Source organism: Yersinia sp. LJYL362 (genome assembly GCF_048323875.1).
The window spans coordinates 1-12,122 of record NZ_JBLWEX010000154.1 but is presented as its reverse complement, the minus strand read 5'-3'; the positions used below and the strand labels follow the sequence as shown (position 1 = coordinate 12,122).

Below are 12,122 nucleotides of genomic sequence, written 5' to 3'. Positions count from 1 at the left end.
TACATCAATTCTGTGTGATAGGAACCTACGCATTAATCAATACCGGTGCTTGTGTGGTGCAGGATATTCCTCCTTATGTCATAGCTGAAGGAAATCGTGCTGTTCCCGTAGGTATAAGAGAAACTGGCGTTGAGGCTGATTGGCTAAATAGTGGTGACCGGCAAGCGATTATAGAGGCTTACCGGCTTATTTATCATACAGGTAAGTTAGTGGCTGATGTGAATAATGAAATTGAGTTATTGGCTAAAGAGTGGCAAATACTGTTGGCTTATAAACCTTTTTTCAGCCGCTCGGCTCGTGGCATTATTCGTTAATGAATAATGTGGCGGATCTCTAGCATCATTCGACGTTCAGAATATAAAAAGGCGCCACATTTCTGGGCGCCTTAAATAGATAAAGATATGTGTGAAAATGATCAACCGAAATGAAAACTATCAATCGAAATAAAAACTATCGACTAAACAGATCGCGTCTTTTCGGTTTAACAAACTGACTGATCAGCACTAATATCGCGATAAACAGGTAAGCGGCAAAGATACCGACTAACCACTGCGGCATTTCCAATGACAGGAATTCCCACTGTTTTACTGCACAATCACCACTGGCAACAAAGACCGCCGGGAACCATTTATCTAGCGGCAACCATGAAGGGAAGCTCACAAAGAAATCGCAGGTGGTGAAAGGCGATGGATGCAGTTGCAGCATGGTGTGCGTCCAGGCGAGCTGAACCCCTTTCCAGGCGCTGTAAATCCAGATAAAAATAGCCAGATAGCGCAAAGGGGATTTAGGCGCGATAGCACCCAGCAATGATGCACCAAGAATACCGAATAATGCGGCTCGTTCATAAATACACATTACGCAAGGCTGTAGCAGCATCACGTGTTGAAAATAGAGCGCAACCAATTCTAATACAAGTGCAGTCAGGGCCATTAATAGCCAAGCACCGCGCCCTTTAGAGCAGCGGTTAAGGAATTGCAACATATCTTTATTTTCCATGCAGTAAGCAATTGTACTGGCAGTGTAAACCAATTCATCTTTGCTGCCAGCTACCCAAAGGTAAAATTAGGCAAAAATCAGCTATTTCTCGCCTATGACAGCTACCAGAAGCATCAATTTTGCTTTGGGTGAGATATTGGTTTGTTTTACCAGCCCATCTTAGCCCCGAATAGCGAGGAGAATAGTGGGCTGGCACGAACTATAAGGCAAGTTATCAGTGTGTCATGCTAACTCCCGCAGCGATATGAGGCAAACTTATCCAGCCACTTTGCATCATCCACTCCGTCACCGGAACTAATAAATACTCCACGCCAAGCAGGCCGACACCTGTCATCACTATGGTATAAGGCAGAGCCATGTATACCATTCGGCCATAGGACAGGCGAATCAGCGGAGCGAGCGCTGAGGTTAGCAAGAACAGGAACGCGGCCTGACCATTCGGTGTTGCCACCGACGGCAGGTTAGTACCGGTGTTGATCGCGACGGCCAACAACTCGAACTGTTGCAGAGAGATAACGCCCAATTCAAATGCTTTCCGCGCCTCATTAATGTATACGGTACCGACAAAGACATTATCAGAAACCGAAGACAGTAAGCCATTAAACAGATAAAACAGGGATAATTGGGCTGAGGGTGAAGATTGTAAAACAAACTGAATAATCGGAGTGAATAAGCTTTGTTCGATAATCACTGCGACTACGGCGAAAAACACTGTAAGCAGTGCAGTGAAAGGCAGCGCTTCCTGAAATGCCTTACCCAGCGCATGTTCATTGGTGATGCCACAAAAAGAAGTGGCGAGAATAATGACCGACAATCCCACTAAGCCCACTTCAGCCAAATGTAGCGCCAATGCAAGAACCAGCCAAACGCCGATCAGTGCTTGAACCAGCAGCTTCACTTTTTCCTGACGGTTGCGTTTCGCGCTGGCCTGCTTATCGTAATCAGTCAGAACCTGACGAACACGCTCAGGTAGCGCGGCACCATAGCCAAACAGTTTAAAACGCTCGACCAGTATGCAAACCAATAATCCACAACACAGCACTGGCAGGGTGACGGGCAGCATCCGCATAAAGAAATCACCAAAATGCCAACCGGCACTTTTGGCGATAATCAGGTTTTGCGGTTCACCCACCATAGTCATCACGCCACCCAGCGCCGTTCCCACACCCGCATGCATCATCAGGCTGCGTAAAAATGCACGGAATTGTTCCAGCGTCTTGCGATTTTCCTGACTGTCGATCCAACTGTCATCATTGATGTCATTATCTGAGTGATTTGAGGCAACATGATGATAAATAGTATAAAAACCCACCGATACACTAATGACCACGGCGATAACGGTCAATGCATCCAAAAAGGCGGAAAGGAAGGCAGAAGCGACACAGAAAGCGAGGGAAAGAGTGATTTTTGAGCGGATGCTCAGCAGCAGTTTGGTAAAAATAAACAGCAAGAGCTGTTTCATAAAGTAGATGCCCGCCACCATAAATACCAGTAGCAACAGGACTTCGAGGTTATTGGCAATTTCTTCTGCTACTTGATGCGGGCTGGTCATCCCAATAGCGACGGCTTGAATGGCGAGTAAACCACCGGGCTGTAACGGATAACATTTCAGTGCCATCGCCAACGTGAAGATAAATTCAATAACCAGCATCCAACCGGCGACAAAAGGACTGACAAAAAAGAACACCAACGGGTTAATGATGAGAAACGCTATAATTGCCAGCTTGTACCAATCTGGTGAATTGCCAAGAAAATTCCTGAGTACGGCTTGTCTAATGGTGATGTCCATTGTGAGCTAAGGTCTCCTTAATAAATTATTATATCCGTCCTACTTCAAGCTGCATGCGCGTTGGCTGTGCGCGGTCACTTGAATTATTCAGGATATATGGCGCTATTACTGCTCAAGGTTACATTTTACTTTACGTTATTCGCCTAAAAGCAATATGTATAATCTGTTCATCATTACATCTGCGCAATTTTTGCAACTTTATGACTGCTTTCACCATTTGTTCGGCTCTGGATCTATATCAGAATAGCGTCGTCTGGTATGATGAGCATACTAAATTGCTGATATTTATCGCTACGGAACGTCAAAAAATATGGTTATAAAGGCGCAAAGTCCTGCCGGTTTCGCGGAAGAGTATATTATTGAAAGTATTTGGAATAATCGCTTCCCTCCAGGCACTATTTTGCCCGCGGAGCGTGAACTTTCAGAGCTGATTGGAGTGACCCGCACAACATTGCGCGAAGTGCTACAACGGCTAGCCCGCGATGGCTGGCTCACTATTCAGCACGGTAAACCAACGAAAGTAAACAACTTTTGGGAAACTTCCGGTCTTAATATTCTGGAAACACTGGCGCGGCTTGACCACGATAGCGTGCCACAATTGATAGATAACTTACTGGCTGTTCGAACCAATATCGCGACAATTTTTGTCCGGACAGCTATCCGCAATCATCCCGAAAAAGCGCAAGAAATTCTGGCACAAGCGCAGACGGTTGACGATAACGCAGAGTCGTTCACTGCGCTGGATTACGGTATTTTCCGTGGTTTGGCTTTTGCTTCAGGCAACCCAATTTATGGTTTAATTCTCAATGGATTGAAAGGGTTGTATACTCGCGTTGGGCGTTATTATTTCTCGAATCCAGAAGCGCGTAAGTTGGCACTGACGTTTTATAGCCGCTTGTCGACACTGTGCGATGAGAAAGCCTATGACCAGGTGTTAGATTGCCTGCGTGCCTACGGTAAAGAGAGCGGGGCTATCTGGCACAGTATGCAGGGCACCATGCCAAGTGATTTGGCAGAAGCTCGCCGCTAGAAGCACAATCAGTAAAAATAGCACAGTAAAAAGGGGCCAACCGCGCCCCTTTTCCATTTGATATCAACGCACTGATACAGCCAGATTAGAGCTTATTGGCTCTGGGTGGAATGCTGTCAAGCAATTCAATACTGCCATCATCATTTAGTTGTTCCATATGAATATCAAACCCCCATAAGCGATGGATATGTTTCATCACTTGCTGGCGACTTTTATCCAGCGGTGCTCGGTCATGAGGAATATAGCGTAGCGTCAGAGAACGATCCCCGCGCAGATCAACATTCCAGACTTGAATGTTAGGTTCATGATTGCTCAAGTTATACTGAGCAGATAATTCATTACGAATAGCACGATAGCCTTCTTCATTATGAATGGACGAAATTTCCAGATAGTTATTCTTATCGTCATCCAGCACAGTGAAGAGACGGAAGTCACGCATCACTTTTGGTGATAAGAACTGGCTAATGAAACTTTCATCTTTAAAATCGCGCATCGCAAAATGCAGGGTATCCAACCAGTCTTTACCGGCAATATTCGGGAACCAATAATAATCCTCTTCGGTTGGAGACTGACAGATGCGCTTGATGTCCTGGAACATGGCAAATCCAAGCGCATAAGGGTTGATACCACTGTAATAAGGGCTGTTATACGGCGGTTGATACACCACATTGGTGTGGCTGTGCAGGAATTCCATCATAAACCGATCACTGACCCGGCCTTCATCGTATAAATGATTAAGAATGGTGTAATGCCAGAAAGTTGCCCAACCTTCGTTCATCACCTGGGTCTGTTTCTGCGGATAGAAATACTGGCTCACTTTGCGCACAATCCGCAGTACTTCCCGCTGCCATGATTCCAGCAACGGGGCATTCTTCTCCATAAAGTAGAGCAGATTCTCTTGCGGCTCACTTGGGTAGCGCTGAGCCTGGGCTTGCACTTCTTCTTTGTCTTTACGTGGCAAGGTTTTCCATAAAGAGTTGACCTGGCTTTGCAGGTATTCCTCTCGACTTTTTTGCCGCGCAGTCTCCTCAACTAGCGAGATTTTTTGCGGGCGTTTATAGCGGTCAACACCATAATTCATCAGTGCATGGCAAGAATCGAGCAGTCGTTCAACCTCTTCCACACCATAGCGTTCTTCGCATTCACTGATGTAATGGCGCGCAAATAATAAATAATCAACGATGGAACTGGCATCAGTCCATGCGCGGAATAAATAATTATTTTTAAAGAAAGAATTATGACCATAACAGGCGTGAGCCATCACTAAAGCTTGCATAGTAATGGTATTTTCTTCCATTAAATAGGCAATACAAGGATTGGAGTTAATCACAATCTCATAGGCTAACCCTTGCTGGCCGTGCTTATACTTTTGCTCGGTTTCGATAAACTTTTTACCGAAAGACCAGTGGGTATAATTAATGGGCATACCAATACTTGAGTAGGCATCCATCATTTGTTCCGAGGTAATAACCTCAATCTGATGGGGGTAGGTATCGAGCCGGTAATGTTTTGCCACCCGGTCTATTTGATCCAGATAGACCTGTAACAATTCAAATGTCCAGTCTGGGCCGTCAGTCAGGCGCTTATCTTGCGCGGTGTGTTTCGATGTTGAAGTTGTCATTAGCGCATCCTCACGGTTTTATAACCCTGCAAAATACTGGTCACTTCAATAATCCTAGCTCAATATGAACAAATTGAGGCATGGCAATACTTTATGTCAATGAATATCCGTCATCTTTCAAAATAGAGGCTCTCTATCGCGGGAATAGGGACTGTTTTTACTGGCAGAAGTTATTATCCCAAAAGAGATTTAATTAGATTATTGCTCTGTCTAATTGTGGTTATTGCAGAATATAAAACCAATAAAATTAACATCAGCAACATGGCAATTATTCATGCTGTTAATAGGGATAATAAGCGCTATTTTCAGTCATTTTTTTGTATATCCCGCTTTAAATAGCATGTTATCGCTATTTAAAGCCTGCTATTGAATTGGAAAGTGATTGCGGTGTAAATTAATTGTGAATTAAGTCACAATCTATCATTAATGTGTTGGATAGTTTTTTCTGCTGAGTTAATTTTCTGTCAACAGAATATTGTGCTTTTGATGCATTTTGTGTGGAGGTGATATGCGCGTTGTCATTTTAGGAAGTGGTGTGGTTGGTGTTGCCAGTGCCTGGTACTTAGCGAAAGATGGACATGATGTCACGGTCATTGACCGGCAGGATGGGCCAGCTCAGGAAACCAGTGCAGGTAATGCGGGCCAGATATCTCCCGGCTACGCGGCACCTTGGGCTGCCCCCGGTGTTCCTCTAAAAGCCATTAAATGGATGTTCCAACGCCATGCGCCGTTGGCGATTCACCTGGATGGCAGTGCTTCGCAGTTGCGCTGGATGTGGCAAATGCTGAGAAACTGCGACACTTCCCACTATATGATTAACAAAAGCCGTATGGTGCGGTTGGCCGAGTACAGCCGTGATTGCTTGAAAGATCTACGCGAAGATACCGGTATTCAGTACGAAGGGCGGCAAGGGGGAACGCTGCAATTATTCCGCACCGAACAGCAATTTGATAATGCAGCTAAAGATATTGCTGTATTGGATGATGCGGGGGTACCGTATTCGCTGTTAACTGCGGATCAACTGGCCACCGTCGAACCTGCTCTGGCAAAAGTGGCACATAAGCTCACCGGCGGCTTACGTCTACCTAATGATGAAACTGGCGACTGTAAGTTGTTTACCGAGCGGCTGGCAACAATGGCCGAACAGGCTGGCGTGAAATTTATCTTCAATCGCTCAGTGGAAAAACTGCTGGTGGACGGGGATCAAATTGCTGGCGTGTTGTGCGGCGATGACATCATCAAAGCCGATGCTTATGTCGTGGCTTTTGGCGCTTATTCAACTGCGCTGCTGGCGGGGTTAGTATCGATTCCGGTTTACCCGCTAAAAGGTTACTCCCTGACAATCCCCATCACCAACCCTGCTGGCGCACCCTATTCTACCGTGCTGGATGAAACCTATAAGATAGCTATTACCCGTTTTGACGATCGCATTCGGGTGGGCGGCATGGCGGAAATCGTGGGATTCAACACCCAACTGGAACAGGCGCGGCGGGAAACACTGGAAATGGTCGTCGGCGATTTGTATCCCGATGGCGGTAATATCAGTCAGGCGACATTTTGGACTGGCCTGCGCCCGATGACACCGGATGGTACACCTATTGTTGGGCGAACTTCGCTGAAAAATCTCTATCTCAATACTGGGCATGGCACCTTGGGCTGGACCATGGCATGCGGTTCAGGCCAGCTATTGGCCGATATTATGTTTGGTCGTCGTCCTGCGATTCTGGCAGATGATCTCTCGGTCTCGCGCTATAGCGCGGGCTTTCGGCCGCTGAATGTTGCGCCGTTACATGACGCTCATCCCATTCGTTAACCTATACCCGCCATACTTCAAGCTGCATGTGTGTTGGCTGCAACTCGAATTATTTAGGGGATTAGTGGATAGCCCTTTTGTTAACAACAACTGAATAGTGTTCTGGAAGGAATAAGCATGCCTCGCCCGATATCTGCCACGCTGAATTTACCTGCGCTGCACCATAATCTGAATGTTGTTCGCCGCCATGTGGGAAGGGCAAAAATTTGGTCGGTGGTGAAAGCCAATGCCTACGGTCATGGTTTAGCGCGTGTCTGGCAAGGGCTGGCGGCGACGGATGGATTTGCTTTACTGGATTTAAACGAAGCTATCCTGCTGCGAGAACAGGGCTGGCAAGGGCCAATTTTATTGCTGGAGGGTTTCTTTCAAGCGCAGGATTTGGTGCTGCTGGATCATTATCGCTTGACGACGGCGGTGCACAGTGACTGGCAACTTGAGGCTATCAAAGCGGCCCGCCTGACGGCTCCACTTAATATTTACTTGAAGTTTAATAGCGGTATGAATCGTTTAGGGTTTCCAATTGGTCAGGCGCAAGCTGTGTGGCAATGGGCCAACAGCCTCAGCAATGTCGGTGAAATCACATTAATGAGCCACTTTGCTAATGCAGATAATCCTATTGGCGCTGATGAGCAATTTGCTCAGATCCAGCAGGCCAGTGGGCATATTCCGGCTGCTCGCTGCTTTGCCAATTCAGCGGCAATATTGCGTAACCCGGACACCCATTATGACTGGGTGCGTCCGGGAATTATTCTCTACGGCGCGTCACCCAGTGGTGATATTGCAGATATTGCTGGCCTTGGTCTGCGCCCGGTGATGAGTTTGCACAGTGAGATTATCGCGCTGCAATCATTATCCGCCGGTCAAAGTGTGGGTTATGGTAGCCGTTATCGCGCTACTGGTGCGCAGCGCATAGGGGTGGTTGCTTGTGGTTATGCTGATGGTTATCCGCGTGTCGCACCGACGGGAACACCTATCATGGTGGATGGTATATTGACGCACACCGTGGGGGCGATTTCGATGGATATGCTCACCGTGGATCTCTCGCCATGTCCGCAAGCGCAGATGGGCAGCAAAGTCGAAATATGGGGTGAGAATGTGCCCATTGATAATGTGGCACAAGCCGCAGGAACGGTGGGGTATGAGTTGATGTGTGCGCTGGCAGCCAGGGTTCAGGTCACCACCGAGCGCACATAGCGAATGGTTAGTTTATCTTTTGTAATTTACCGCGCACATGCTTGCTGGCACGGCGCGCTTGCCAGGCCAGTAAGCAACCGGCCAACATCACAATAGCCAGAGATAACTTAGGTTCAATCGGTAAGGCCATCGCCAACAGACCTAATCCCGCGCCTCCTGCCATCTGTACAAACCCAACCAAGGCTGAAGCAACACCCGCTTCATTGGCATAAGGCTCCAGTGCATAGCTGGTGGCTGGCCCCATCATAAAGGCTAAACCGGCACAGGCACTGGCGACGGGTAACATGTAAACCAGCCAGTGATGCTGCACTTCAGGTGCTAAGCGCAGGCCATATAGCAGGCTGAAACAGCCGAGTGCCATCAGCACGCTACCCGTCATCAGGCAGGCTGGGCGGCCCACTTTTTGGATAATCCGATTCGCAAAAAAGCTGACGGCCATGATCCAAAAACCATTGGCACCGAACACCAGCGAGAATTGCAGCGGGCTGAGTCCAGCGCCCACCATCAAAACATTAGGCGCCAGAGAGACATAAGTTAAAGCCATTCCCATCGCGCCGGCATTCACCAGCGCGAAAGTCAGAAAACGGTCGTCACGTAAAATACGCAGATAGCTTTTAATCGGTAAACTCTTCACCGGTTGCGTATCTGCCGGGCGAGTCTCCGGTAGGAAAACGATAACCAGGATTAATACCAACAATCCGTACAGAGCCAGGAACCAGAATGGTGCGCGCCAGCCAAAGGCTTCGGCCAACAAACCACCTAATAATGGGGCTAATGCCGGTACGATATTTAATGTGCCATTGAGAAAACCAAAAGCACGGGCAGCTTCATTGCCGTTCAGGCGGTCGCGCACCCCACTGAATGCCACCACTGCCGTACAGCAAACGGCCACACCTTGTAACAGGCGAGAGCTGACAAACATGAAAGGGCTGACAGCCAGAGCAGCCATGGCGGCACCTAGCATGTAAAGGATTATCCCGATGATGGCAATCGGTTTGCGGCCATATTTGTCAACCAATGGTCCAGCAATCAGTTGCCCGACCCCCAGAACTAAAATAAACAGCGCAATGGTGGATTGGATCAATGACTCGCTACTGTTCAGCCCCTTGGCAATAGCAGGAATGGTCGGTAAGTAGAGGTCGATGCCCAGAGGGCCGAGTAGAATCAAGCTTAACAGCAGAAAAAGGAATTTTTGCATAACAACAAAACAACATCCAGATTACAAAGGCAGCAAGGATAAAGAAATTGCCGACAAATGAAAAGGTTGAGCATGACCCAACCCAGCGATAGTGACAATGTCACTTCAAACTGATGACAAACCCCAACGACTCGATCTTGCAAGGTGAAGACAGGTAGAAGAGTAAAGCGTCCGCGCCAGGGACGGCGCGGCTCGAGCCATCAGGGACGATTTTACGGCGTCTTTACGATCTGCTTGTTTTCACCGATATGGGCACTTTATCATTAACCTCGAGTGACAATGTCACTTGTTAGTGTTTAGAAATCCCTAATAGATTACTACAACCAATCATATATCTCTTATTATTCACCGTCTAACTTGTCAGACGATGCTCTAACCATTTTTCCAGTTTGATAGCGGGTAGCGCTTCGGAAAATAGAAATCCCTGACCAATCAGGTAACCTTGCCGGCTCAATAAGGTGCGCTGGGCTTCATTCTCTACCCCTTCGACAATCACCGACAATTGCAAACTCTCGCCAATACGTATCACTGCTTCACTTAGGGTTCGGCTGGTTTCATCATATTCAAGGTCATGTACAAAGCTTTTATCCAGTTTGATTTCATCGAGATCCAGGCGGCGCAGGTAACTGAGGCTAGAATAACCGGTGCCAAAATCATCCATGGATAGTCGAACCCCCAGACGATGAATTTTTTCGATTGTCGTGAATATGGCCGGATTATTTTCAATCAATATGTCTTCGGTAATTTCCAACGTCAGATCCTGCGGCGGTAAATGATAATGGTGCAAAATATGCAGAATCATGTCCGGTAAACCCAGATTGTGGAAATTGGTTGGCGATAAATTCACTGACACCGAGGGAACATCAATGCCCCGCAAACGCCAGTCGGCCAATTGCCGACATGCTGTTTCAATCGCCCATAGGGCCAGTTCATTGATAAGACCACTCTCTTCGGCCAGCGGAATAAAACGTTGTGGTGGAATATCCCCCAATATTGGGTGCTTCCAACGGCTCAGAGCTTCGACACCATACAGATGGCCATCTTTCAGCATCACTTGCGGCTGATAAAATAACTCCAGGGAGCCGATATGAAATGCATGACGTAGCGCATCTTCCATATCCTGGCGCTGTTGATTGAGATTATTCATTTCTGCGCTAAAGAAATTGAAATGCCCGCGCCCCATATTTTTCGCTTTATGCATCGCAATATCGGCATGGTTCATCAGGGTGTCCATTTCCATACCATTTTCAGGATACAAACTAATACCTACACTGGCCGACGGAATAATATTCATGTTGGCAATTTGGCAGGGCTGTGACAACAAACTGAGCATTTTCTCTACTCTTACCGTGGTTTGTTGCAGGGTGCTGGAGGTCAGAATAATGATGAATTCATCGCCAGACAGGCGGCCAATGATGTCATTTTTAGGCAAACTGTCGCGCAGGCGCTGGGCCATCGCCGCCAGTAATTCATCGCCAGCGGCATGACCAAGTGAGTCATTGACTTGTTTAAACCGATCCAGATTAATCACCAATACCGCCAGCGGATGATTCATTTCAGCTGCCAGAGCAATGGCTTGTTTGGCATACACCAAAAACTGGGTGCGATTGGGCAACCCGGTCAATGAATCATAAAAAGCCAAATGTTGAATTTGTTTGCGTGAGAGTTCTCGCTCCATAGCAAGAGAACATAAATTGGCAATTAATTTGACCAGCTGACGATGAAAATCACTGGGTTTTCGTTTCTGTTTATAATAAAAAGCAAATGTACCAAGTACTTGCCCTTGGCTGGAGAGAATAGGTGTTGACCAGCAAGCCAATAAACCATGCGGTAATATCAGATGTCGGTAGTCCTGCCACAACGGGTCAGTGGCGATATCTTGTACTTCAACCGCTTCTTTACGAAATGCAGCTGTCCCGCAGGAACCGGAAAATGGGCCAATGGGCACACAGGTGAGGATGGCCGTATAAGTCAGTGGCAGACTAGGGCCAGCAAGATGGGAAAGGTGATTCTGGCCGATACTTTGCAAAATACTGGCGGTCACCTCAGGAGCAATCCGCTCAACTTCATGACAGAGTAATGACATCACTTCTTCCAGCGGGCGCTCGCGGACCAGGGCTTCCAACACTTTATATTGCAACACTTCATACATTTTTGTCAGGGTGATATCCGTTAGCACCCCAATGCTGTAACTCTGCTCGCCTTGCTCATTAATCAGTGAGTTCATCACTGCTGAGCACCAATGGGGTTGCCGGTCTTTGCTGTAAAAAAGCTCTTTAGGCAGCAGCCGTTGGCGTGTATCGGGTGAGTGGCCATTGACTGGCGCGAGCTGTTCAGGATGCGCACTTTGCAGTAGATCGACCATATTTTGCCCCAGAGCCTGTTCTGGGGTATAGCCAAACAGTTTCGTAAACCCCTGATTAATATAAACAGCTTGTTGCCCGTGCTCGGTATTCGCGGCAATAAACATTGCGCTGTCGC

At 47.4% G+C, this 12,122-nt stretch carries 8 protein-coding genes and 1 pseudogene; 4 read left to right on the top strand and 5 right to left on the bottom strand.

What is annotated here, in order from left to right; translation table 11 throughout:
* Positions 1–314: pseudogene (locus ACNSO8_RS07300) on the top strand (acyl-[acyl-carrier-protein]--UDP-N-acetylglucosamine O-acyltransferase); the annotation flags it as partial.
* A gap of 136 nt (positions 315–450) precedes the next feature.
* On the opposite strand, the gene dsbB reads toward ACNSO8_RS07300, so the two are convergent.
* Both dsbB and nhaB read right to left on the bottom strand, forming a co-directional pair.
* Positions 451–981 carry a disulfide bond formation protein DsbB gene (gene dsbB / locus ACNSO8_RS07295; RefSeq protein ID WP_011816443.1) on the bottom strand — a complete coding sequence of 177 codons (531 nt, stop codon included), beginning with the start codon at positions 979–981 and terminating at the stop codon, positions 451–453.
* A 229-nt stretch (positions 982–1,210) separates the two neighbouring features.
* On the bottom strand, positions 1,211–2,785 hold the full coding sequence (nhaB, locus tag ACNSO8_RS07290) for a sodium/proton antiporter NhaB (RefSeq protein ID WP_050130730.1): 1,575 nt from the start codon (positions 2,783–2,785) through the stop codon (positions 1,211–1,213).
* A 310-nt stretch (positions 2,786–3,095) separates the two neighbouring features.
* Between nhaB and fadR the strand changes: the two genes are divergently transcribed.
* The gene (fadR, locus tag ACNSO8_RS07285) at positions 3,096–3,815 is read left to right on the top strand and encodes a fatty acid metabolism transcriptional regulator FadR (RefSeq protein ID WP_005162963.1); all 720 of its coding nucleotides are present in this window, start codon (positions 3,096–3,098) and stop codon (positions 3,813–3,815) included.
* An 85-nt stretch (positions 3,816–3,900) separates the two neighbouring features.
* Here fadR and ACNSO8_RS07280 read toward each other — a convergent pair whose 3' ends face one another.
* A complete protein-coding gene (locus ACNSO8_RS07280) occupies positions 3,901–5,436 on the bottom strand; it encodes a SpoVR family protein (RefSeq protein ID WP_019079546.1) in 1,536 nt (511 codons plus the stop codon).
* Positions 5,437–5,944: 508 nt separating this feature from the next.
* Between ACNSO8_RS07280 and ACNSO8_RS07275 the strand changes: the two genes are divergently transcribed.
* Entirely contained in the window at positions 5,945–7,249 is a 1,305-nt protein-coding gene (locus ACNSO8_RS07275; protein ID WP_019079545.1) for a D-amino acid dehydrogenase, read from the top strand.
* A gap of 117 nt (positions 7,250–7,366) precedes the next feature.
* On the top strand, positions 7,367–8,443 hold the full coding sequence (gene dadX / locus ACNSO8_RS07270) for a catabolic alanine racemase DadX (protein WP_019079544.1): 1,077 nt from the start codon (positions 7,367–7,369) through the stop codon (positions 8,441–8,443).
* A 7-nt stretch (positions 8,444–8,450) separates the two neighbouring features.
* Here dadX and ACNSO8_RS07265 read toward each other — a convergent pair whose 3' ends face one another.
* Complete coding sequence (locus ACNSO8_RS07265) at positions 8,451–9,641, bottom strand: multidrug effflux MFS transporter (protein ID WP_019083196.1); 1,191 nt, start codon at positions 9,639–9,641, stop codon at positions 8,451–8,453.
* A gap of 352 nt (positions 9,642–9,993) precedes the next feature.
* A partial coding sequence (locus ACNSO8_RS07260; protein WP_418394250.1) for an EAL domain-containing protein occupies positions 9,994–12,122 on the bottom strand: 2,129 nt, incomplete at its 5' end.